The sequence below is a fragment of the Arenimonas aestuarii genome (assembly GCF_054781715.1).
Map to the genome: position 1 here is coordinate 352,712 of NZ_BAAGTW010000004.1, position 21,347 is coordinate 374,058.

At 68.2% G+C, this 21,347-nt stretch carries 22 protein-coding genes and 1 other RNA gene; 16 read left to right on the top strand and 7 right to left on the bottom strand.

The window, feature by feature from the left end; all coding sequences use genetic code 11:
- Positions 1–5: 5 nt before the first annotated feature.
- The 7 genes from ACYVJH_RS02485 to msrB all read left to right on the top strand — a co-directional run bounded on the left by ACYVJH_RS02485 (position 6) and on the right by msrB (position 6,434).
- Complete coding sequence (locus ACYVJH_RS02485) at positions 6–1,139, top strand: extracellular solute-binding protein (protein WP_460453076.1); 1,134 nt, start codon at positions 6–8, stop codon at positions 1,137–1,139.
- Between the two features lie 54 nt (positions 1,140–1,193).
- Entirely contained in the window at positions 1,194–2,291 is a 1,098-nt protein-coding gene (locus ACYVJH_RS02490; RefSeq protein WP_460454255.1) for an ABC transporter ATP-binding protein, read from the top strand.
- A gap of 5 nt (positions 2,292–2,296) precedes the next feature.
- Positions 2,297–3,205 carry an ABC transporter permease subunit gene (locus tag ACYVJH_RS02495; protein ID WP_460454256.1) on the top strand — a complete coding sequence of 303 codons (909 nt, stop codon included), beginning with the start codon at positions 2,297–2,299 and terminating at the stop codon, positions 3,203–3,205.
- Positions 3,202–4,047 carry an ABC transporter permease subunit gene (locus ACYVJH_RS02500; protein WP_460453077.1) on the top strand — a complete coding sequence of 282 codons (846 nt, stop codon included), beginning with the start codon at positions 3,202–3,204 and terminating at the stop codon, positions 4,045–4,047. Before ACYVJH_RS02495 ends, ACYVJH_RS02500 begins: the two co-directional genes overlap by 4 nt.
- A gap of 4 nt (positions 4,048–4,051) precedes the next feature.
- Complete coding sequence (locus tag ACYVJH_RS02505) at positions 4,052–5,410, top strand: NAD-dependent succinate-semialdehyde dehydrogenase (protein WP_460453078.1); 1,359 nt, start codon at positions 4,052–4,054, stop codon at positions 5,408–5,410.
- 146 nt (positions 5,411–5,556) lie between these two features.
- Positions 5,557–5,985 carry a hypothetical protein gene (locus ACYVJH_RS02510; protein WP_460453079.1) on the top strand — a complete coding sequence of 143 codons (429 nt, stop codon included), beginning with the start codon at positions 5,557–5,559 and terminating at the stop codon, positions 5,983–5,985.
- Positions 5,986–5,987: 2 nt separating this feature from the next.
- Positions 5,988–6,434, top strand: coding sequence for a peptide-methionine (R)-S-oxide reductase MsrB (gene msrB / locus ACYVJH_RS02515; RefSeq protein ID WP_460453080.1), 447 nt, complete (start codon positions 5,988–5,990; stop codon positions 6,432–6,434).
- A 51-nt stretch (positions 6,435–6,485) separates the two neighbouring features.
- Here the strand turns inward: msrB and ssrA are convergent.
- Positions 6,486–6,837, bottom strand: a transfer-messenger RNA (tmRNA) gene (gene ssrA, locus ACYVJH_RS02520).
- Positions 6,838–7,039: 202 nt separating this feature from the next.
- The gene (gene smpB / locus ACYVJH_RS02525) at positions 7,040–7,555 is read right to left on the bottom strand and encodes an SsrA-binding protein SmpB (RefSeq protein ID WP_460453081.1); all 516 of its coding nucleotides are present in this window, start codon (positions 7,553–7,555) and stop codon (positions 7,040–7,042) included.
- Between the two features lie 66 nt (positions 7,556–7,621).
- Between smpB and ACYVJH_RS02530 the strand changes: the two genes are divergently transcribed.
- Entirely contained in the window at positions 7,622–8,047 is a 426-nt protein-coding gene (locus ACYVJH_RS02530) for a type II toxin-antitoxin system RatA family toxin (RefSeq protein WP_460453082.1), read from the top strand.
- Between the two features lies 1 nt (position 8,048).
- A complete protein-coding gene (locus ACYVJH_RS02535; protein ID WP_460453083.1) occupies positions 8,049–8,333 on the top strand; it encodes an RnfH family protein in 285 nt (94 codons plus the stop codon).
- Here the strand turns inward: ACYVJH_RS02535 and ACYVJH_RS02540 are convergent.
- Positions 8,330–8,728 carry an outer membrane protein assembly factor BamE gene (locus ACYVJH_RS02540; protein WP_460453084.1) on the bottom strand — a complete coding sequence of 133 codons (399 nt, stop codon included), beginning with the start codon at positions 8,726–8,728 and terminating at the stop codon, positions 8,330–8,332. The two genes, ACYVJH_RS02535 and ACYVJH_RS02540, sit on opposite strands and share 4 nt — an antisense overlap.
- Before the next feature lie 99 nt (positions 8,729–8,827).
- Here ACYVJH_RS02540 and fur point away from each other — a divergent pair, with 99 nt between their 5' ends.
- Positions 8,828–9,235, top strand: a complete 408-nt coding sequence (fur, locus tag ACYVJH_RS02545; protein ID WP_460453085.1) for a ferric iron uptake transcriptional regulator — start codon at positions 8,828–8,830, stop codon at positions 9,233–9,235.
- 2 nt (positions 9,236–9,237) lie between these two features.
- Here the strand turns inward: fur and recN are convergent, their stop codons facing one another.
- Positions 9,238–10,911, bottom strand: coding sequence for a DNA repair protein RecN (gene recN, locus ACYVJH_RS02550; RefSeq protein WP_460453086.1), 1,674 nt, complete (start codon positions 10,909–10,911; stop codon positions 9,238–9,240).
- A 146-nt stretch (positions 10,912–11,057) separates the two neighbouring features.
- On the opposite strand from recN, the gene hrcA reads away from it, so the two are divergent.
- The 4 genes from hrcA (at position 11,058) to dnaJ (ending at position 15,951) form a co-directional block, all read left to right on the top strand.
- A complete protein-coding gene (gene hrcA, locus ACYVJH_RS02555) occupies positions 11,058–12,104 on the top strand; it encodes a heat-inducible transcriptional repressor HrcA (RefSeq protein WP_460453087.1) in 1,047 nt (348 codons plus the stop codon).
- 45 nt (positions 12,105–12,149) lie between these two features.
- Complete coding sequence (grpE, locus tag ACYVJH_RS02560; protein WP_460453088.1) at positions 12,150–12,668, top strand: nucleotide exchange factor GrpE; 519 nt, start codon at positions 12,150–12,152, stop codon at positions 12,666–12,668.
- 100 nt (positions 12,669–12,768) lie between these two features.
- The gene (gene dnaK / locus ACYVJH_RS02565; protein WP_460453089.1) at positions 12,769–14,691 is read left to right on the top strand and encodes a molecular chaperone DnaK; all 1,923 of its coding nucleotides are present in this window, start codon (positions 12,769–12,771) and stop codon (positions 14,689–14,691) included.
- Positions 14,692–14,826: 135 nt separating this feature from the next.
- A complete protein-coding gene (gene dnaJ / locus ACYVJH_RS02570) occupies positions 14,827–15,951 on the top strand; it encodes a molecular chaperone DnaJ (protein ID WP_460453090.1) in 1,125 nt (374 codons plus the stop codon).
- A gap of 68 nt (positions 15,952–16,019) precedes the next feature.
- Here the strand turns inward: dnaJ and ACYVJH_RS02575 are convergent, their stop codons facing one another.
- From ACYVJH_RS02575 to ACYVJH_RS02585, 3 genes are read right to left on the bottom strand one after another with little or no spacing between them, the layout of a single operon-like run.
- Complete coding sequence (locus ACYVJH_RS02575) at positions 16,020–16,862, bottom strand: M48 family metalloprotease (RefSeq protein ID WP_460453091.1); 843 nt, start codon at positions 16,860–16,862, stop codon at positions 16,020–16,022.
- Positions 16,859–17,392, bottom strand: a complete 534-nt coding sequence (locus tag ACYVJH_RS02580) for an SH3 domain-containing protein (protein ID WP_460453092.1) — start codon at positions 17,390–17,392, stop codon at positions 16,859–16,861. Before ACYVJH_RS02580 ends, ACYVJH_RS02575 begins: the two co-directional genes overlap by 4 nt.
- Positions 17,389–19,269: a CHASE2 domain-containing protein gene (locus ACYVJH_RS02585; RefSeq protein ID WP_460453093.1), complete on the bottom strand. Its 1,881-nt coding sequence runs from the start codon at positions 19,267–19,269 to the stop codon at positions 17,389–17,391. The genes ACYVJH_RS02580 and ACYVJH_RS02585 overlap by 4 nt, the downstream gene beginning before the upstream one ends.
- A 54-nt stretch (positions 19,270–19,323) precedes the next feature.
- Here ACYVJH_RS02585 and dapB point away from each other — a divergent pair, with 54 nt between their 5' ends.
- Together dapB and carA are read left to right on the top strand one after the other, a co-directional pair.
- A complete protein-coding gene (gene dapB / locus ACYVJH_RS02590; RefSeq protein ID WP_460453094.1) occupies positions 19,324–20,064 on the top strand; it encodes a 4-hydroxy-tetrahydrodipicolinate reductase in 741 nt (246 codons plus the stop codon).
- Between the two features lie 147 nt (positions 20,065–20,211).
- Complete coding sequence (carA, locus tag ACYVJH_RS02595) at positions 20,212–21,336, top strand: glutamine-hydrolyzing carbamoyl-phosphate synthase small subunit (protein ID WP_460453095.1); 1,125 nt, start codon at positions 20,212–20,214, stop codon at positions 21,334–21,336.
- The last annotated feature ends 11 nt before the right edge of the window (positions 21,337–21,347 follow it).

The window sequence follows — 21,347 nt, forward strand, 5'->3', positions numbered from 1 at the left end:
TGCCGATGAAAGCCAGGATGTCCGCCCTGTTCCTTATCCTTGCCCTGTCCGGTTGCGGCGGGGATCCGCCCGCCGGGGCCGACGGCGATGCCGCGGCGAACGCGCCGTCGCGCGACAAGGTGCTCAACGTCTACAACTGGTCCGATTACATCGGCGAGGACACCATCGCCGGCTTCGAGGCCGAGACCGGCATCCGGGTCACCTACGACGTGATGGATTCGAACGAGGTGCTCGAGACCAAGGTCATGACCGGCAACACCGGTTACGACATCGTCGTGCCCTCGCTCACGTTCCTGGCCCGCCAGGTCCAGGCCGGCGTGTACATGGAGATCGACAAGTCGAGGCTTACCAACTACGGCAACCTCGATCCGGCGTTCATGGCGCTGCTGGCGACCAACGACCCGGGCAACACCCATTCGGTTCCCTACCTGTGGGGTACCACCGGCATCGGCTACAACGTGCAGAAGGTGAAGGAAGCCCTGGGCGAGGACGCGCCGGTGGACAGCTGGGCCCTGGTCTTCGAGCCGGAGAACCTGGCCAAGCTCAAGGGCTGCGGTGTCGCCATCCTCGATACCCCGTCGGAAATCATCCCGCCGGTGCTGCACTACCTGGGCGAAGACCCCAACAGCTTCGACGAGGCGGTCATCCAGAAGGGCGTCGACCGACTGAAGCAGCTGCGGCCGCACATCACCTACTTCCACAGTTCGCAGTTCATCAACGACCTGGCCAATGGCGACATCTGCGTCGCGGTGGGCTGGTCGGGCGACATCATCCAGGCCAAGGACCGCGCGGAAGAGGCAGGCAAGGGGGTCGAGGTCGCCTATTCGATCCCGAAGGAAGGCGCGCCGATGTGGTTCGACATGATGGCCATTCCCAAGGATGCGCCCAATGTCGACAACGCCTATCTGTTCCTTGACTACCTGCTGCGCCCCGAGGTGATGGCCGGCATCCAGAACTACGTCATGTACGCCAGCGCCAACCAGGCGGCGCTGCCGCTGGTGGACGCGGCCGTGCTTGAAGACCCGGGCATCTATCCGACCGAAGAAACCAAGGCCAAGCTCTTCACCCTGGCCGTGCTGCCGCCGGAGGTCGACCGCTTGTTCACGCGGCACTGGACCACCCTCAAGACGGGGCAATAGGCCACGATGGCGAGCACGGCGAGCGGCGCCCTGGCGGGCGCCCCCAAGAACGACATGCTGGGGGCCGAGGGCTACCTGCGCATCGAGGCGGTGCGCAAGGAGTTCGACGGCTTCGTCGCCGTTGACGACGTCAGCCTGTCGATCCGGCAGGGCGAGATCTTCGCCCTGCTGGGCGCCTCGGGCTGCGGCAAGTCCACGCTGCTTCGCTGCCTGGCCGGGTTCGAGAAGCCCACCCGGGGGCGCATCGTGCTCGATGGCCAGGACATCACCGCGCTGCCGCCCTACGAGCGGCCGCTGAACATGATGTTCCAGTCCTATGCGCTGTTCCCGCACATGAGCGTCGAGCAGAACGTCGGCTTCGGCTTGCGCCAGGACGGCATGGCCAAGGCCGGCATCGCCAGCAAGGTCGCGGAAATGCTGGCACTCGTGCAGATGGAGAAATTCGCCAAACGCAAGCCGCACCAGCTGTCCGGCGGCCAGCAGCAGCGCGTGGCGCTGGCGCGGTCGCTGGCCAGGGGACCGAAGCTGCTGCTGCTCGACGAACCCATGGGTGCGCTCGACAAGAAACTGCGCTCGCAGATGCAACTCGAACTGGTGAACATCGTCGAGCGCCTGGGCGTCACCTGCGTGATGGTCACCCACGACCAGGAAGAGGCCATGACCATGGCCCACCGCATCGCCGTGATGGATGCCGGCTGGATCCGCCAGGTCGGCAGCCCGGACGAAATCTACGAGCAGCCAAGCTGCCGCTTCACCGCCGAGTTCATCGGCTCGGTGAACCTCATCGAGGGCCGCATCCTCGAGGATGAAAACGACTACGTCACCATCGCGAGCCCGGCGCTGGAGCACCCGGCCTACGTCGGCCACGGCGTCACCGGCTTCGAGGGTCAGGAGGTGGCGCTGGCGATCCGCCCGGAGAAGGTCCAGGTGGACAAGGAGGAGCCCTCCCAGCCGCACAACAAGGTGCAGGGCATCATCGAGGACATCGCCTACTTCGGCAGCCACTCGGTGTTCCACGTGCGCTTGCCGGGCGGCACCAAGCTGCTGGCGAACATGATCAACAGCCAGCGCTGGGCCAGCGAGAAGTTCACCTGGAACGACCCGGTCTGGCTGAGCTGGGACGACCAGGCCGGGGTGGTGCTGACCACGTGAAGAACCTGCCACGCTCGATCCGCAGGCGCCTGCCGGGCCCGCGCTGGCTGGTGATCGCGGTGCCTTACCTGTGGATGCTGCTGTTCTTCGCCGTGCCGTTCGCGATCGCGCTCAAGATCAGCTTCGCCAGCGCCGTCATCGCGATGCCGCCGTACACCGACCTGCTCAACTGGTCGGGTGACAAGCTCGAGCTGAGCATCAACACCGCCAACTACCTGTTCCTGGTGCGCGACAGCCTCTACGTGAAGGCCTACCTGAGCTCGCTCGAGATCGCGGTGATCTCGACCGCGCTGTGCCTGCTCATCGGTTATCCGATCGCCTATGCGATATCGCGCATGGACGCGGCCACCCGCAACGTCGCCCTGATGCTGGTCATCCTGCCCAGCTGGACGTCCTTCCTGATCCGCATCTACGCCTGGGTCGGCATCCTCAAGAACAACGGTCTGCTCAACAACGCGCTGATCGGCCTGGGGCTCATCGACGAACCGCTGGCGATCCTGCATACGCCGGTGGCCGTGTACATCGGCATCGTCTATGCCTACCTGCCGTTCATGGTGCTGCCGCTGTACGCCAACCTGGTCAAGCACGACCACCGGCTCATCGAGGCCGCCACCGACCTCGGCGCGCCGCCCTGGAAGGCCTTCCTCACCGTCACCCTGCCGCTGTCGAAGGCCGGCATCATCGCCGGCTCGATGCTGGTGCTGATCCCGGTGGTCGGCGAGTTCGTCATTCCCGAAATGCTGGGCGGCCCCGACACCCTGATGATCGGCCGGGTGCTGTGGCAGGAGTTCTTCAACAACCGTGACTGGCCGGTGGCCTCGGCGGTGGCGATCGTGATGCTGGTGCTGCTGATCGTTCCGATCACCATCTTCCACCGCTACCAGTCCAGGGAACTGGAGTCGAGGCTGTCATGAGCCAGCCCGGGCGAAACTCCGTCTTCACCCGGGCGATGCTGGCCCTGGGCTTCGTCTTCCTTTACGCGCCCATCCTCAGCCTGATGGTGTATTCGTTCAACGAATCCCGGCTGGTGACGGTGTGGTCGGGTTTTTCGGTGAAGTGGTACGGCGAGCTTTTCGACGACCAGCAGATGATGGATGCGGCCTGGGTCAGCATCCAGGTGGCCTTCTGGACGGCCTGGGCCTCGGTGGTGCTCGGCACCATGGCGGCCATGGTGATGACCCGGTTCCGGCGGTTCCCGGGCAAGACGCTTTTCGGCGGCCTGATCACGGCGCCGCTGGTGATGCCCGAGGTGATCACCGGCCTGTCCATCCTGCTGTTGTTCGTGTCGATCGGGCCGGTCATCGGCATCGGCGGCCAGCGCGGCATGCTGACCATCTGGATCGCCCACGTCACCTTCTGCATGGCCTTCGTCACGGTGGTGATCAGCTCGCGCCTGGGCGAACTCGACCGCTCGCTGGAGGAGGCCGCGATGGACCTGGGCGCGAACCGGCTCAAGGTGTTTTTCGTGATCACCCTGCCGATCATTGCACCGGCGCTCATCTCCGGCTGGCTGCTAGCGTTTACCCTGAGCCTGGACGACCTGGTGATCGCCAGCTTCGTCTCCGGTCCTTCGTCGACGACCTTGCCGATGAAGGTGTTTTCGTCCGTGCGCCTGGGCGTGAGCCCCAAGATCAACGCCCTCGCCACGCTGATGATCGCCGCGGTCTCCGTCGCCGCCGTCATCGGCTGGTGGGTGATGCACCGCGAAGAACGCAAACGCCAGCGCGACGCGCAGCTGGCGCTCCAGAAGGGTTGAAACCATGAGCCACGCCAATCGAGACCCCTGGACCGGGGAAGTCCGGCCCTTTCCCAAGATGGACGACGCCGCCATCGAGGCCCGGCTGGCGGCGGCCGACGCCGCGTTCCCGGCCTGGTCGGGCCGCGAAGCCAAGGAGCGGGCCGTGTTGCTGCAGCGAGTCGGCGCCGGCCTCAAGGCCGCCCGCCGCGACCTCGCCCTGACCATGACCGCGGAGATGGGCAAGCTGCATCGCGAAGCCCTGGCCGAAGTGGACAAGTGCGCCGACGCCTGCGAGTACTATGCCCAGCACGGGGCGGGTTACCTCGCCGAACAGGCGATTGCGACCGAAGCCGCGCGCAGCTACGTGCGTTATGTCCCGCTGGGCTGCGTGTTCGCGATCATGCCGTGGAACTTCCCGGTCTGGCAGGTCTTCCGCTTCCTGGCGCCCAGCCTGATGGTGGGCAACGTGGCCCTGCTCAAGCACGCCACCAACGTGCCCAGCTGCGCCGATGCCATCGCCGAGGTGCTGGCCGGGGCAGGCGTGCCCGAGGGCGTGTTCGGCGTGCTTCACATCAATAACGAGCAGGCCGCGGACGTCATCGCGGACCCGCGGATCAAGGCGGTCACGCTCACCGGCAGCGAGCGCGCAGGCCGCGCCGTGGCTTCGCAGGCGGGTAAACACCTCAAGAAGTGCGTGCTCGAACTCGGCGGCTCGGATCCTTTCGTGGTGCTCGACGACGCCGACCTGGATGCGACGGTGAAGGTGGCCGTGCGCTCGCGCTTCGGTAATGCCGGGCAGACCTGCATCGCCGCCAAACGTTTCATCGTCACGCCCGGCATCGCCGACCGGTTCGTGCAGGCCTTCGCCAATGCGGCGTCGCAGCTGGTGGTGGGCGACCCCAATGACGACGCGACGACCCTGGCACCCATGGCCCGCGACGACCTGCGCGACGAACTGCACCGGCAGGTGCAGGACAGCGTCGCCAAGGGGGCGCGCGTCCTGCTGGGCGGCCAGCCGGGGCAGGGCGAAACCCATTACCCGGCCACCCTCCTGGACGGCGTGAAGCCGGGCATGCCGGCCTGGGACGAGGAGCTGTTCGGCCCGGTGGCCTCGATCCTGCGCGTTGCCGACGAGGCCGAGGCGCTGCGCGTGGCCAACGACACGCGCTATGGCCTGGGCGCCAGCGTCTGGACCCGCGACGCCGCCCGCGGCGAGCGTTTCGCGCGCCAGATCGACGCCGGCGCCTGTTTCGTCAATTCACTGGTCAAGTCCGACGTTCGTCTGCCCTTCGGCGGCACCAAGGCCTCGGGATTTGGCCGGGAGCTGGCCGAACACGGCATGCACGAATTCACGAACATCCAGACCGTATATGTCGCCTGAGCCCCCGGGGGGGCGCAGACGTGGAAAAAAAAGCTAGACTCAGCGCGTTGGCGTGGTCCGAAGGGGGCGGCCTGCCTGATAACAGGAGGTGACGCTTGGATACGAAACACTCGCGGCTTCATGCCGCACGGGGTTGGGGTTTGGCCGTGGCGCTCGTCCTGGCCGTGCCTGCGTGGGCACAGGATGGCAGCGACCGCGGTGCCGTCGAAGCGCGGTTGGCTGAAGCCGCCGCGGCGGTGGACGTCGCCAGCCAGGAAGTGAAGGCCCGCCAGGCCCAGCTCGAGGCGGCGCGCGAAAGCCTGTCCCGGGCCGAGAAGGCCCGTGACCAGGCGGCCGATCGCCTGGCCCGCGCTGAGGTGCAGGCCACCAAGGGGCGGGTGACCCGCCGCCAGGTTGACCAGGACCGGCAGTCGGCCGACCGGGCCATCGAGGCCGTGCGCCGGGCCAGTGAAGAAATCCGGGCCCTGGAGTCAGCCATGAACGACGGCCAGGCCAGCCTGCTGGCCGCCAAGTCGGCCGTGGATGCCGCCAGCGCCAGCGTGGCCCGTTACCTGGGCGACGAGCCGGGCGCCTGAACGTGCACGACTGGCGCCTGGTGACCGAGCGCGCGGCGAGGGGCAACCCGCCGCCCGCCCGGCGCGTGGAAAAGTCGCCGGCCCAGTGGCGCGAGCTGCTGGCGCCCGATGTCTTCCAGGTGACCCGCCTGGCCGGCACCGAGCGCCCCTACAGTTCTGAAATGTGCGGCCTGTTCGAACCGGGACGCTACGGCTGCGCCTGCTGCGGCACGCCCTTGTTCGACGCCGGCACCAAGTTCGAGTCCGGTTCGGGCTGGCCTTCGTTCACCGCGCCGCTTACCGACGAGGCCGTGGCCTACAAGGCCGACGACAGCCACGGCATGGTGCGGGTCGAGATCGTGTGCAACAGCTGCGATGCCCACCTGGGCCACGTGTTCCCGGACGGGCCGGCGCCGACCGGCCTGCGCTATTGCACCAACGCGCTCTCGCTGCAGAAACTGCCCGACTGATCCCGGCGCCCCAAACGACAACGCCGCCCGGATGGGCGGCGTTGGCGTGTTTGGTGGAGGTGGGGGGAGTTGAACCCCCGTCCGAGAGCACTCCATCTCCGGCACTACATGCTTAGCTCGTTGTTAGTTCTCGTACGACGGCAACACAACGTGCGAGGCACACCGTCGTCCACACCCGCTAAGTTCACTACCGGTTGGCGGGTCGCCGCCGGCAGCTGTTCCGTGATAATGACCCTACATCCACGAGCACGGGCACAAGTGGGTTCGGGGCTTACGCCTTAAGCGGCGAGAGCGTAGTTGTCGTCGTTGGCAACTAAATTTTGCAGCTGGATTAACGAGGAAAGCTACCCCCTCGGCATGCGCCAGTCGACTTCGCAACCCCCGTCGAAGCCAGGTCACCCCCGGATACGCGGAAATCGATTCGTTCAACCGACCCACGAAGTATGGGGGTCGGGCGCGCAGTCCACAAGCTGCCCGTTCATCTGTGGTTTGCCAAGCTGCCTTGGTCAAGGCGGCGCGCCGGAGGTGCGGGAATACGAGGGAGAGCCGGGGCCTGCGGTTCGCCCGGCGAATCACGGGCTAGCCGGCCGGCGGACGCCGGACGACTACGCGTCCTTGTTGTGCTTTCGCATCACCCGTTGCTTGTCGCGTTCCCAGTCGCGATCCTTGGACGCCTGGCGCTTGTCGTGGCTTTGTTTGCCCTTGGCCAGGGCCAGCTCCAGCTTCACCTTGTTGCCCTTCCAGTACACGGCGGTGGGGATCAGGGTGTAGCCATCGCGCTCGACCTTGCCGACCAGCTTGTCGATCTCGTGCCGGTGCAGCAGCAGCTTGCGGGTGCGGCGATCATCCGCCACCACGTGGGTGGAGGCCTGGCTGAGCGGGGTGATCTGGGCACCGAACAGGAAGATCTCGCCGCGTTTGACCACGGCGTAGGAATCCCCCATGTTCATGCGGCCCGCGCGGATGGACTTGAGCTCCCAGCCCTGCAGGGCGATGCCGGCCTCGAAGCGGTCCTCGAGGTGGAACTCGTGGCGGGCGCTGCGGTTGAGGGCGATGGTCTTGTTGCCCTCGGGCCTGGGCTTGCCGCTTCCGGTATTCTTGGCGTTGTTTTTCTTCGACATGTCCTTTCCTTGGCGGTCATTGTCGCCCATCGCGGGCCGGCTGGGGGAGGGCGCGGTTAGGAGCCCATGACAAGCATTCATCGGCACGCCCTGGTCCGGCATTCGGCGCGGCGCATGTACGACCTGGTCAATGACGTTGCGTCCTACGCGGCGCGCTTTTCCTGGTGCGAGGCCTCCGAGGTCTTCGAGGCCTCGGAAAGCCACATGCTGGCGCGGCTCGACCTGCGCCTGGCGGGCCTGCGCACGAGCTTCACCACGCGCAACCGGCTCGAAGCGCCCACGCATATCCACCTTGAGCTGGTGGAGGGGCCCTTCCGGCGATTCAGCGGCCACTGGCATTTCCACACCCTGGCCGAGGACGCCTGCAAGGTCAGCCTGACCCTTGAGTTCGACGTCGCCGGCAAGGTGCTGGGCACCGCGATGGCCGTCGGCTTCCAGGGCCTGGCCGACCGCATGGTCGACGATTTCTGCCGCGAGGCCGACCGGGCCTGACATGGCCAGTGCGCCGCTGCGCATCGAAGTGGTCTGTGCCCATCCCGGGCGTGCCTGGCAGCTGCAGGTACAGCTGCCGCCGGGCGCCACGGTGGCCGATGCGCTGGCGGCCGCGGACCTGCCCGCGAAGGTGCCGGGGCTGGTGGTGGATCCGGAGTGCCTGGCGATCTTCGGCCGGGCGGTGACGCCGGGCGAGGCGCTGCGCGACGGCGACCGCGTCGAGGTGCTGCGGCCGCTGCTGATCGACCCGATGCAGGCCCGGCGGCGCCGGGCGCGCGACGCTTAGCCGCCGCTGGGCGGACGGCGCGGCTTGTCCTTGTCGCGGGCGAGGTTGCCGAAGCGGCGCATCTCGGCGGCCAGTTCGGTGTCGGCCTCGGGGAAATATTCGCCTTCCCAGCGCGCCAGCGAATCACCTTCGAACCACAGCGTGAGGTTCTTGATTTCCGTGTCGCCGGTGCGGCGGCGTTCGGTGGCGACGTAGTCCCAGCGCGACTGGTTGAACGGATCGGCCAGCGGCGGTGAACCGAGCAGGCTGAATACCTGCCCGCGGCTCAGGCCGACCTGCAGCTGTTCGACGTTCCGGGTCTCGAGCAGGTTGCCCTGGAAGACGGGCTGTCGATAGACGATGCCGCAGCCGGCGATCAGGGTGGTGGCGAGCAGGAGCGTGAAAGCCTTGCGCATTGCGTGGGTATCCGGGACTGTCCGGGCCCGATGATACACTACGGCCCGGCGACGCCAGCCATGGCCACGCACCGCGACGCCAGGCATTCAGGAGACGACATGGAATCCCAGGACCTGCGCAAGGCCGGACTCAAGGTTACCCACCCGCGCATGCGCATCCTCGACGTGCTCGAGTCAACCGGGCGCAAGCACCTGACCGCCGAGGATATCTACCGCCAGTTGCTCGACAACGGCGACGACATCGGCCTGGCGACGGTGTACCGGGTGCTCACCCAGTTCGAATCGGCCGGCCTGGTGCTCAAGCACAACTTCGAGGGCGGCCAGGCGGTATACGAACTCGACCACGGCCAGCACCACGACCACATGGTGGACGTGGACACCGGCAAGGTCATCGAGTTCACCAGCCCGGAAATCGAGCGCCTGCAGCACGACATCGCCGCCAAGCACGGCTACGACATCGAGGACCACTCGCTGGTGCTCTACGTCCGCGCCCGAAAGAAGAAATAACGCTATCTGGGATTGGCCCGCGCCAGCAGCTGGCGGGCGTTGGCGCGCACTTCCTTGGTGATCTCGACGCCGCCCAGCATGCGGGCGAGCTCTTCGATGCGGGCCTGTTCCGAAAGCGCTTCGACCTGGCTGTGGGTGCTGTCGCCTTCGACCGCCTTGCTGACCCGGTAATGCTGGTGGCCCTGGGCCGCCACCTGGGGCAGGTGGGTGACGCACAGCACCTGGCGCTCGCCGCCCAGGGCCCGCAGCTTCTGGCCCACCACCTCGGCGACGGCACCGCCGATGCCGGTATCGACTTCGTCGAAGACCATCGTCGGCACGGCGTCGAAGCCCAGGGCCGCGACTTCGATGGCCAGGCTGATGCGCGCCAGTTCGCCGCCCGAGGCGACCTTGCGCAGCGCCCGCGGCGGCTGGCCGGGATTGGCGGAAACCAGGAACTCGCAGCGTTCGGCGCCCTGCGGCGTCGGGCGGGTGGTGTCCAGTGGCTCCAGGGCAACGGTGAACACGCCGCCCCCCATGCCCAGTTCGGCCATCAGGCTGGCCACGGCCTCGCCCAACTGGCTGGCCGCACGTGCCCGGGCCTGGCCCAGGCGGGCGGCGGTTTCATTCCATTCGCGGGCGGCGGCCTCGCGCTCGCGGCCCAGTCGCGCGGCACGCTCGCCGGCCCCGGCCAGGCCGTCGAGTTCGGCCTGCAGCTGGTCGCGGCGCTCGGCCAGCTCGTCCAGCGGCACGCGGTGCTTGCGGGCGAGGTCGTGCAGGCGGGTGAGGCGGTCTTCCAGCGCACGCAGGCGGTCGGGGTCGAGGTCGAAGTCGTCGTGAAGGCCTTCGATGCCGGCCGCGGCCTCGGCCAGCTGGATGCCGGCCGATTCGAGCAGGGAAAGCACCTCGGCCAGCCGCGGTTCGTCGCCGGCCAGGCGGGCCAGTTCGGCCTGGGTCTGGTGCAGCAGGCGCTGCAGGGACAGGCCTTCGTCGCCGGCCAGGCGGGCCAGGGCGACTTCGCAGCCCTGCAGCAGGCCGGCGGCGTTGGCCTGGCGGCGGTGCGCGGCGGCCAGTTCTTCCAGTGATTCCGGGTCCAGGGTCTCGGCGGACAGTTCCTGGACCTGGTGTTCGAGCCAGGCCAGGCGCTCGCCGACGTCGCCGGCGCGGGCCAGGTCGGCCAGCTCGCGGTCGATGCCGGCCCAGCGGCGGGCGGTCTCGCGCACGGCCTCGAGCAGCGGGCCGTGCCGGCCGAAGGCGTCGAGCAGGGCCAGCTGCTGGCCGCGGTCGAGCAGGGCCTGGTGTTCGTGCTGGCCGTGGATTTCCACCAGCAGGCCGCCCAGGGCCGAGAGCTGGCCCAGCGTGGCCGGGCGGCCGTTGATCCAGGCCCGCGAGCCGCCGTCGGCGCGCATGACCCGGCGCAGCTGGCAGGCATCGCCGTCGTCGAGTTCGTTCTCGCGCAGCCAGGCCAGCGCCGCCGGGGCGTCGCCCAGGTCGAATTCGGCCGCCAGCTCGGCGCGCTCGGCGCCATGGCGAACCACGCCGGCGTCGGCGCGGGCACCGGTGAGCCACATCAGAGCGTCCACCAGCAGCGACTTGCCGGCGCCGGTTTCGCCCGAGACCACGGTCATGCCCGGCCCGAAGGCCAGTTCCGCACGGCTGACGACGGCAAAATCCTGGAGGGTGAGGTGGCTGAGCATGCTGGCGGCGATTCTGCCTGAAAGCCCGAGCTTCGGCTGCCCCTGTCTCAGGGAACAAGACGCGGGCCCACCCGGTGGTGGGTAGGGCTTCGCCCCGGTCGGCGCCATGCCTTGCGCCGGGGCGCCGGCGGCCTTATCTATGGGCCATGGACTTCGACCTCGACCCACGCGCCCGGCGCCTGCTGCGTACCCTGATCGCCCAGCACATCCGCGACGGCGAACCCGTGGGCTCGCGCACGCTGGCCAAGCGCTCGGGCCTGGACGTCAGCCCGGCCACCATCCGCAACATCATGTCCGACCTGGAGGAAATCGGCCTGGTGTCGGCGCCGCACACGTCCGCCGGGCGCATTCCGACGGCCCAGGGCTACCGGGTCTTCGTCGACAGCCTGTTGCCGATGAAGCCGCTGCATGACGCCGAGGTCCAGCAACTTCGGGCCCTGTTGCCGGCCGGTGCCGGCACCCAGGCCCTGTTGTCGAACACCAGCGAACTGCTGTCGGCGATGAGCCAGTTCGTCGGCGTCGTCACCGTGCCCCAGCGCAGCCAGTTCGCCTTCCGCCACATCGATTTCGTGCCGCTCGACGGCCAGCGCATCCTGGTGATCCTGGTCTTCACCGACAACGAGGTGCAGAACCGCATCATCAGCCCGCGCCGGACCTACACCCCGTCCGAGCTCGAGCAGACCGCGAACTACCTCAACAGCCATTTCGCCGGCCAGCCGCTGGCCGAGATCCGGACCCGGCTGCTGCGCGACCTGCGCGCTACCCGCAGCGAGATGGAGCAGCTCCTGTCGGCCGCCGTCGAACTTTCGGAACAGGCGCTGGGCGGGGGTTCCATGCCCGAAGACATGCTGCTGGCCGGCCAGACCCGGCTGATGGGCGTGCAGGACCTGTCCGACATGGAGCGCCTGCGCGACCTGTTCGAGGCCTTTTCCCGAAAGCGCGAGATCCTGCAGCTGCTCGAGGGCACGCTCAAGGCCCAGGGCGTTCGGGTTTTCATCGGCGAGGAAACCGGCCTGGCCCAGCTCGACGCCTGCACCGTGGTCACCGCGCCCTACCACGCCCAGGGCAAGGTCCTGGGCGTGCTGGGCGTCATCGGGCCCACCCGGATGGCCTACGAGCGGGTGATCCCGATGGTCCAGGCCACCGCCGACCTGCTCGGTGCCGCCTTGAATCCCGAGCCGCCGGCCCCATAGGGGTATCCGACCCCCGCCGGACGCGGGGAAGCCACCGGATATCCCATGCAAAACCAGAACCCGAACCCGGACGCGCAGGCGCCCGACGACGCCGTCGAATTGGACACCGATTCCCTGGCCAACGAGCTCGAGCAGCTGCGTTCGGCCCTGGGCGACCTTCGCGAAGAGGCCCTGCGCGAGCGCGCCGAGCTCGACAACCAGCGCAAGCGCCTGGCCCGCGACGTCGACCAGGCCCGCCGTTTCGCCAACGAAAAGCTGCTCTCGCAGCTGCTGCCCGTGCTCGACAGCCTCGAAGCCGGGCTCAAGGCCGCCGGCGACGCCACCGGCCCGCTCAAGGACGGCCTGGAGCTGACCCTGCGCCAGCTGCTCAAGGTGGGCGAGGACAACGGCCTGGCCCAGATCAATCCCGAAGGCGAGGCCTTCGACCCCGAGTGGCACCAGGCCATCAGCCAGCTTGAGTCCCCCGGGGCCGAGCCGGGCAGCGTCCTGCAGGTCTTCCAGAAGGGCTACGCCCTGAACGAACGCTTGCTGCGACCGGCCCTGGTGGTGGTCGCCGCCGGCTGAGGGCTTCACGCCCCTTGAACACCCCGCGGCGGGCCCCATCTACCGAACATCCGCGGCCGCCGCCGCCAACACAGATACTGATCCTTCAGGGAGTAACACCATGGGCAAGATCATCGGCATCGACCTGGGCACCACCAACAGCTGCGTTTCCGTGATGGAAGGCGGCGTGGCCAAGGTCATCGAAAACTCCGAGGGCGACCGCACCACGCCTTCCATCGTCGCCTTCACCAAGGACGGCGAAGTCATCGTTGGCGCCTCGGCCAAGCGCCAGGCGGTCACCAACCCCAAGAACACCTTCTACGCCGTCAAGCGCCTGATCGGCCGCAAGTTCACCGACGCCGAAGTCAAGAAGGACCTCGACCTGGTGCCCTACGGCATCCTCGCCCATGAAAACGGCGATGCCTGGGTGCAGACCGCCGACGGCAAGAAGATGGCGCCGCAGGAAATCTCGGCCAAGGTGCTCGAGAAGATGAAGAAGACCGCCGAAGCCTACCTGGGCGAGACGGTCAGCGAAGCCGTGATCACCGTGCCGGCCTACTTCAACGACAGCCAGCGCCAGGCGACCAAGGACGCCGGCCGCATCGCCGGCCTGGACGTCAAGCGCATCATCAACGAGCCGACCGCGGCTGCGCTGGCCTACGGCATGGACAAGAAGGGCGGCGACCGCAAGATCGCGGTCTACGACCTGGGCGGCGGCACCTTCGACGTCTCGATCATCGAGATCGCCGAAATCGACGGCGAGAAGCAGTTCGAAGTGCTGGCCACCAACGGCGACACCTTCCTGGGTGGCGAAGACTTCGACGCCCGCGTCATCGACTACCTGGTCGACGAGTTCAACAAGGAGCAGGGCATCGACCTGCGCAAGGACCCGCTGGCCCTGCAGCGCCTGAAGGACGCCGCCGAGCGCGCCAAGATCGAGCTCTCGTCGAACCAGCAGACCGAAGTGAACCTGCCGTACGTCACGGCCGATGCCTCGGGCCCGAAGCACCTGAACATCAAGCTCACCCGCGCCAAGCTCGAGGCGCTGGTGGACGACCTGATCAAGAAGACCATCGAACCGTGCCGCGTGGCGCTCAATGACGCCGGCCTGCGCGCCAGCGACATCGGCGACGTCATCCTGGTCGGTGGCCAGACCCGCATGCCCAAGGTCAAGGCCGCGGTTGCGGAGTTCTTCGGCAAGGACCCGCGCCAGGACGTCAATCCCGACGAGGCCGTCGCCATCGGCGCCGCGGTCCAGGGCGGCGTGCTCGCCGGCACCGTCAAGGACGTGCTGCTGCTCGACGTCACCCCGCTGAGCCTGGGCATCGAGACCCTGGGCGGCGTGATGACCAAGATCATCGAGAAGAACACCACCATCCCGACCAAGGCGTCGCAGGTGTTCTCGACCGCCGAGGACAACCAGTCGGCCGTCACCGTGCACGTGCTGCAGGGCGAGCGCGAACAGGCCCGCTTCAACAAGTCGCTGGCAAAGTTCGACCTTTCGGGTATCGACGCCGCGCCGCGTGGCATGCCGCAGGTCGAGGTGTCCTTCGACATCGACGCCAACGGCATCCTGCACGTGTCGGCCAAGGACAAGAAGACCGGCAAGGAGCAGAAGGTCGAGATCAAGGCCGGTTCGGGCCTGAGCGAGGAAGAGATCGCGCAGATGGTGCGCGACGCCGAGGCGCACCGCGAAGAGGACAAGAAGTTCCACGAGCTGGTGACCGCGCGCAATGCCGCTGACGGCCTGATCCACGCCACCCGCACCGCCATCACCGAGCACGGTTCCAAGGTGCCCGGCGAGCAGCTGGCCGGCATCGAGACCGCGCTGTCCGAGCTCGAGACCGCGATGAAGGGTGACGACAAGGCCCAGATCGAGGCCAAGACCCAGTCGCTGCAGCAGGCGGCGCAGTCGCTTTACGCGGCGGCCGCCGGTGGCCAGGAAGGCGCGCCCGAGGGCGGCGCCGACGCGGGCCCGCAGGCGCAGGCCGAGGACGTGGTGGACGCCGAGTTCACCGAGGTCAAGGACGATGACAAGAAGTGATTATTCCTGCCGTGCCTGCGGCACGGCGGAATAATTGCCGCGGTTGGAGCCTCACGTTCGTGAGGCTCAACGCCGGCGGGGGCGGGTCACGAAGGTGGCTCGTCCCGATCGTTTTAGGGACAGGCTGGGGATTCGATGAGCAAGCGTGATTACTACGAAGTGCTGGGGGTTTCCCGCAGCGTGTCCGAGGATGAGCTGAAGAAGGCTTACCGGCGCGCGGCGCAGAAGTTCCACCCGGATCGCAATCCCGGGGACAAGGCCGCCGAAGCCAACTTCAAGGAGGCCAAGGAGGCCTATGAAGTGCTGTCGGACGGCGGCAAGCGCCGCATCTACGACCAGCATGGCCACGCCGCGTTCGAGAACGGCATGGGCGGCGGCAACCCGGGCGGCGGTTTTCACGACGTCAACGACATCTTCGGCGACATCTTCGGCGACATCTTTGGTGGCGGGCGCCAGCGTGGCCCGCGCCGCGGCGCCGACCTGCGCTACGTGGTCGAACTCGACCTCGAGGAAGCCGTGTTCGGCGTCGACAAGCGCATCGAGGTGCCGACCCTGGTGGCCTGCACGCCCTGCAATGGCAGTGGCTCTGAAGACGGCAAGGTCGAGACCTGCAGCACCTGCCGCGGTCGTGGCCAGGTCCGCATGCAGCGCGGCATCTTCGCCGTCCAGCAGGCCTGTCCGGCCTGCGGTGGCCGCGGCCAGACCATCGCCAAGCCCTGCAAGACCTGTCACGGCAATGGCCGCGTGCAGGACGAAAAGGTGCTGCAGGTGAAGATCCCGGCGGGCGTCGACACCGGCGACCGCATCCGCCTGGCCGGTGAAGGCGAGGCCGGCCCCCCCGGGTCGCAGCCGGGCGACCTTTACGTGGAGGTGGGCGTGCGCGAGCACCCCATCTTCCAGCGCGACGGCAACGATCTGTATTGCGAAGTGCCGGTGCGTTTCTCGCAGGCGGCGCTGGGCGCCGACATCGTCGTGCCCACGCTCGAGGGCGAGGCACTTATCAAGGTTCCGCACGGGACCCAGACCGGCAAACTGTTCCGCCTGCGCGGCAAGGGCGTCAAATCGGTGCGCAGCCACGGCACCGGCGACCTGCTGTGCCGGGTGGTGGTGGAAACCCCGGTCAACCTGACGGCGCGCCAGCGCGAATTGCTCAAGGACTTCGATTCCACCTTCGATGGCGAACACGGCGCCCGGCATTCGCCGCGCTCGAGCGGGTTCCTGGACGGCGTGAAGTCCTTCTGGGACCGCATGACGTCCTGAGGCCGCAAGCCCGCACCAAAAAACAAGGGCGCCCTGGGCGCCCTTGTTGTTTCAGGGACTGACGGGTTTTACTGCGCGGGCCGCACCATGCGCGCCGGCGGCTCGTTCACCGCGTAGGCCTCGAGCTTGTCGCCCACCACCGTTTCCAGGTGTTCGATGCGGCTTACCGGGGTCGGATGGGTGGAGAACATCAGCGCGACGCCAACATCGTCGGCCTTGGTGCCGTCCAGGGTGTGCAGCACGGTCGCCAGCGCGTAGGGGTTGTAGCCGCCGCGGGCCGAAATGACCATGCCGTGCACGTCGGCCTGGTGTTCGTCGCCCTTGTCCAGGCCACGCACGAAGATCTCGGTGCCGGCCTGGAAGGCCTTCTGGCCGAACATCCGCACGGCCTGGCTGTCGCTCCGGCCGGCCGCTTCACCGGCCAGTTCCGTGGCAAAAGCGGTGCCCATTTGCTTCTTGATGGCCTTCACCTGGTGGCGTTCGACCACGTGGGCGATTTCGTGCGAAAGCACGGCGGCCAGTTCGGCCTCGTCGCGCAGGCGGTCGTACAGGCCCTGGGTGATCAGGATGGTGCCACCGGGCAGGGCGAAGGCATTGACGTCGGTGCTGTCCATCACGCCGAAGCGCCAGGGCAGGTTCGGGCGCTCGGTCTGCAGCGCCAGCCACAGGCCGACCCGGTTCACGTACTGCTGCATGGCCTCGTCGCGCACCAGCGGGCGGGCGGCCAGCAGGCGGGCGGCGATGCCCCGGCCGAGCTCGATTTCGTCCTCGTCGGTGATCGGTGCGCTGGCATCGGCGGCCTTCTTGCCGAACTTGAAGAGCTTTTCCGCGTCACCGAGGCGACCGAAGCCGGCGGCGGGAGACGCCAGGGCCAACGCGACCAGTGCGGCCAGGAAATGTCTGGGTTTCATCGCTGCTTCCTCCGGCTGCGGCGGTCGGACTTGGGGTAGTCGACCTGGTGGGCTTCGAGGCTGGCGGACGTCGCGAACAGCCGGGCGTCGTCGGGCGCGACGGCCAGCTGGTCGAGCATTTGGACCTCGGAAGGCGCCGAGCCGGCATTGCGAAGTTTTTCCGGCGACAGGCCCTTGACGCCGGTGCTGACGGTATTGCCGCTCGATCCGGTGAGGAAGGCCGCCGCCAGCTGGTTGCCGCCACCGGCCTTCTTGCCGTCGGACGTGCCGGTGCGCAGGTTCAGCACCCGCACCCAGCCCTCCTGGCCCTCGGCGTTCTTGACCCCGGCCCAGGCGCCGTTGCGATCGGTGATGTCCACGGGCGCCTTGGCGCCCAGCTTGGCCACCACGTCGGCCGAGCCCAGGGGTTCGCTGCGCATTTCGGTGGCACGCAGGGTCGTGGCGGACTCGGCGAAGGCCAGCCCGCTGGCCAGGGTGGCGGCCAGCGCCAGCGCCAGCCGGGGAGTGGGGTACCTGCGTTGTGTTCTCACGGCGTGCCTCCTGCTCGGGATTGATCGGTGTTGCGTACCGGCTCGTAGAGCTCGACCGGCTTTTCGCGGCCCTTGACCTTGAATTGTCCGCGGTGGATGAATTTAAAACGGGAATTGTTGCCGCAAGCGGACTTCGTGGCGCCCGAAACCAGGATCCGGGCAACGCCCTTGGTGGTGCCCTCGATGCGGCTGCCCAGGTTCACGGTGTCGCCGATGGCGGTGTATTCCATGCGCGTGTCGCTGCCCAGGAAGCCCACCACGGCAGGGCCGGTATGCAGGCCGATGCCGACGTCGAAGTCGCCCAGGCCCTCGCCGTTGGCGGCCAGTTCGCGCTTGAACTCGTCCAGGGCCAGGGCCATGTCGAGCGCCGCCTCCACGGCCTTCGACGCATGCCCCGGCGTCTGTGTCGGAGCATTCCAGAAGGCCATGATCGCGTCGCCGATGAATTTGTCCAGGGTGCCGCCGTGCCGGAAGATCACCTCGACCTGGCGGCTGAAATAGCGGTTGAGCAGGTCCACCACCTGTTCCGGCGTGCGTGTCTCCGACAGCGTCGTGAAGCCGCGGATGTCGGAGAACAGGATGGTGATCTCGCGCGCCTCGGGCTTGCGTCCGCGGTCGAGTTCACCACTTTCGACCAGGCCCTCGACCACGCGCGGGTCCAGGAAGCGTCCGAAGATGCCGATCGTGGCCTCGCGCTGGCGGCGCTCGAGCCACTGCGATTCCACCGTGAGAAGGCCGTAGCCGACCCAGGCCAGCGCCAGCGCCGCGCCCACCGGCAGGTACAGGTTGGCGTCGAACGCGAACCAGGCGGCGGCCAGGGCGGCCAGGCTGGCTGCCCCCAGTCCCAGCCCCGACTGCAGCGGGCTGGCGCGCCGGTAGAAGGCCAGGGCCGTGCCCCCGGCCAGGACCAGCAGCAGGGGCCAGCGCGCGGGCCAGTCGCTGAGCCAGTCGCCGGCGCGCAGGTTGGCGACGGCGGTGGCGATGATGTGCGGACCGGGCGTGTGCTGGCCCAGCGGTGTTGGCCGGTTTTCATGCATGCCCGGCGCGGTGGCCGCCACCAGCACGATCTTGCCGGCCAGGGTCGGGGCGATTTGCGGCTCGCGCTGTTCCAGGTCCGTGAACAGGTCCAGGTAGGAGACCGTTGCCGGCGGCTGGCCGAACCAGTGCAGGCGGATGCGCTCCCGGTCGGGCAGGGCGGTGCCGGAAAAGCGGGCCAGGTTGGCGGCCATCGAGTGCAGGTGCCAGCCGGCGATGTCCTGGTAGATGCGCGCGTGCCGGCCGGTGCCGTCGCGGTCGGCTTCGAAGTTGATCAGCCCGCCGCGCCAGTTTTCCTCCGGCAAGGCCGCGGGCACCAGCAGCGTGGCCCTGGCATCAGGGTCCGCGCCGGCGGTTCTTTCGGCACCGAAGCTGGGCGGCAGCAGCGCCAATGGGGCCTGGTTGCCATCGACCAGGCGCAGCGAGGCGAAGAACAGGTTGTCCTGGCTGGATACGACCTCCTGGAAGGCGAGGTCACTATCGATGCCCAGCTTGTCGACTTCGTTGAACATGATGTCGAAGGCGACGGCCTTGGGCGCATGCGGCGCCAGGCCGGCGAGCAGCTCGGCGTGGATCGCGCGCGGCCAGGGCCAGTTGCCGGCGATTTCCTGGAGTTCATCCAGGCTCTTCTGGTCGATCGCCACCACCACGATGTCGCCGGGTGGAATACGCGACTGGGCATGTTTGGCCAGCAGCCAGTCGCCCAGCCGGTCGTCGACGCGATCCAGGGCCCCTGTGAGGTGCAATACCAGCGCCAGCACGGCCAGGGCCAGCAGCGGCAGCCGGATGGGCACATGGCGGGCGGAAGTCGTCCGCGACGGGACGGCGGCGCGTTCAGGCATGGCCGCGAGTGTAGCCGTTTGCCAGCGCCGGGCGCTTTCCGCTAGCGTCCGGCCATGGAAGAACCGCTCCCCATCCGCATCCTCATCCACGGCGCCAGCGGGCGCATGGGCCGCGCGCTGCTGCGCCTGGTCGCCGAACGGCCCGAACTGCAGCTGGTCGCCGCCGTTTCGCGCAGCGGCCAGCCGCTGGCGGAGGCGCCGGCCGGGGTGCCGGTGCTGCCGGTCGGGAAACTGGCCGAGGCGCCCGATTACGACCTGGCCATCGATTTCAGCCTGCCCGAAGGCTTCGGGCCGCTGGTCGCGGCCTGCCGGGCCAAGGGCGCCGGCCTGGTCAGCGGCACCACGGGGCTGTCCGACGCCCAGGTGGCGGCCATGGACGAGGCCTCGGAGCTCGTGCCGGTGCTGTGGTCGGCGAATTTCAGCGTCGGCGTGGCGGTGCTGCGGGCCCTGGTGCACCAGGCGGCAGCCGCGCTGCCAGGCTGGGACGCCGATATCGTCGAGTCCCACCACACCCAGAAGAAGGACGCGCCGTCGGGCACCGCGCTGTCGCTGGGCCAGGCGGTGGAGCAGGGCCGGGGCAGCCCGCCGCATTACGCCAGCCTGCGCTGCGGCGACATCGTCGGCGAACACCTGGTCCAGCTCACCGGCCCCGGCGAGCGCCTGGAGCTGGTGCACCGCGCCAGCAACCGCGACATCTTCGCCCGCGGCGCCCTGGAGGCCGCGGTGAGGCTGTCCGGGCGGGGTCCGGGCCGCTACGACTTCGGTGACCTGCTGCTGGCAGGCGGTCGGACCTAGGCCGGCGCACGCGGCGTTTCCCTTTTGGGGCCGGTGTCGCTAAACTTCCGGCTCGCCTGAACCCTCATCCGTACGGACATGGTCCTGCCCAGTCCGCGGGTGTTCGCACACCCGGCGAACGGGTTCCCCCAAGCAAGGCGATAGCCCGTGAACCAACCCGCAATCCTCGCGCTCGAAGACGGCACTGTATTCGAGGGCATCTCCGTAGGCGCCACCGGCAGCCGTACTGGCGAAGTGGTGTTCAACACCGCCATGACCGGCTACCAGGAGATCGTCACCGATCCGTCCTATGCCCGGCAGCTGGTCACCCTGACCTACCCGCACATCGGCAATACCGGCTTCACGGCCCAGGACGACGAGGCCGAAAAGCCCTGGGCGTCCGGCCTGATCGTGCGCGACGTGCCACGCCGCCCCAGCAACTGGCGCAGCCAGGCCTCGTTGCCTGAATGGCTGTCGGCCCGGGGCGTGGTGGCCATCGCCGGCATCGACACCCGCAGGCTGACCCGCCTGCTGCGCGACCGTGGCGCCCAGAACGGCTGCCTGGTCGCCGGCGACATCGACCGCGACGCCGCCATCGAGGCCGCCCGCAAGTTCCCTGGCCTCAAGGGCATGGACCTGGCCAAGGAAGTCTGCACCCGCGAGCGCTACAGCTGGACCGAAGGCTCGCTGGACCTCGATGCCAATGAATTCGCGCGCTTCGAGCCGCGTTTCCACGTCGTGGCCTACGACTTCGGCGTCAAGCGCAACATCCTGCGCATGCTGGCCGACCGTGGCTGCCGGGTCACCGTGGTGCCGGCGCAGACGCCGGCCGCCCAGGTGCTGGCGGAGAAGCCCGACGGCGTCTTCCTGTCCAATGGCCCCGGTGACCCGGAGCCCTGCGACTACGCCATCGCCGCCATCCGCGAAGTGCTGGCGGCGAAGGTGCCGACCTTTGGCATCTGCCTGGGCCACCAGTTGCTCGGTCTGGCCGCCGGTGCCCGCACCATGAAGATGAAGTTCGGCCACCACGGCGCCAACCACCCGGTCATCGACCTCGACTCCCAGCGGGTGATGATCACCAGCCAGAACCATGGTTTCGCGATCGACGAGGCCAGCCTGCCGGCCGGCGTCAGGATCACCCATCGTTCGCTTTTCGACGGATCCAACCAGGGCATCGAGCTGGCCGACGCCCCGGCATTCAGCTTCCAGGGTCACCCGGAAGCCAGTCCCGGCCCGCGCGACGTGGCCGGACTGTTCGACAAATTCGCCAGCATGATGTCAGCCAGGGGCTGACCTTAAATTTC

Excerpts from the sequence above, each read along its gene's own strand:
- dnaK (WP_460453089.1), top strand. The coding sequence starts at position 12,769 with ATGGGCAAGATCATCGGCATCGACCTGGGCACCACCAACAGCTGCGTT.
- smpB (WP_460453081.1), bottom strand. The coding sequence starts at position 7,555 with ATGTCGAAGAAAAACAACGCCAAGAATACCGGAAGCGGCAAGCCCAGG.
- fur (WP_460453085.1), top strand. The coding sequence starts at position 8,828 with ATGGAATCCCAGGACCTGCGCAAGGCCGGACTCAAGGTTACCCACCCG.
- ACYVJH_RS02540 (WP_460453084.1), bottom strand. The coding sequence starts at position 8,728 with ATGCGCAAGGCTTTCACGCTCCTGCTCGCCACCACCCTGATCGCCGGC.
- recN (WP_460453086.1), bottom strand. The coding sequence starts at position 10,911 with ATGCTCAGCCACCTCACCCTCCAGGATTTTGCCGTCGTCAGCCGTGCG.
- ACYVJH_RS02505 (WP_460453078.1), top strand. The coding sequence starts at position 4,052 with ATGAGCCACGCCAATCGAGACCCCTGGACCGGGGAAGTCCGGCCCTTT.
- ACYVJH_RS02530 (WP_460453082.1), top strand. The coding sequence starts at position 7,622 with ATGACAAGCATTCATCGGCACGCCCTGGTCCGGCATTCGGCGCGGCGC.
- ACYVJH_RS02500 (WP_460453077.1), top strand. The coding sequence starts at position 3,202 with ATGAGCCAGCCCGGGCGAAACTCCGTCTTCACCCGGGCGATGCTGGCC.
- ACYVJH_RS02575 (WP_460453091.1), bottom strand. The coding sequence starts at position 16,862 with ATGAAACCCAGACATTTCCTGGCCGCACTGGTCGCGTTGGCCCTGGCG.
- ACYVJH_RS02535 (WP_460453083.1), top strand. The coding sequence starts at position 8,049 with ATGGCCAGTGCGCCGCTGCGCATCGAAGTGGTCTGTGCCCATCCCGGG.
- hrcA (WP_460453087.1), top strand. The coding sequence starts at position 11,058 with ATGGACTTCGACCTCGACCCACGCGCCCGGCGCCTGCTGCGTACCCTG.
- dapB (WP_460453094.1), top strand. The coding sequence starts at position 19,324 with ATGGAAGAACCGCTCCCCATCCGCATCCTCATCCACGGCGCCAGCGGG.
- ACYVJH_RS02490 (WP_460454255.1), top strand. The coding sequence starts at position 1,194 with ATGCTGGGGGCCGAGGGCTACCTGCGCATCGAGGCGGTGCGCAAGGAG.
- ACYVJH_RS02485 (WP_460453076.1), top strand. The coding sequence starts at position 6 with ATGAAAGCCAGGATGTCCGCCCTGTTCCTTATCCTTGCCCTGTCCGGT.
- ACYVJH_RS02585 (WP_460453093.1), bottom strand. The coding sequence starts at position 19,269 with ATGCCTGAACGCGCCGCCGTCCCGTCGCGGACGACTTCCGCCCGCCAT.
- grpE (WP_460453088.1), top strand. The coding sequence starts at position 12,150 with ATGCAAAACCAGAACCCGAACCCGGACGCGCAGGCGCCCGACGACGCC.
- dnaJ (WP_460453090.1), top strand. The coding sequence starts at position 14,827 with ATGAGCAAGCGTGATTACTACGAAGTGCTGGGGGTTTCCCGCAGCGTG.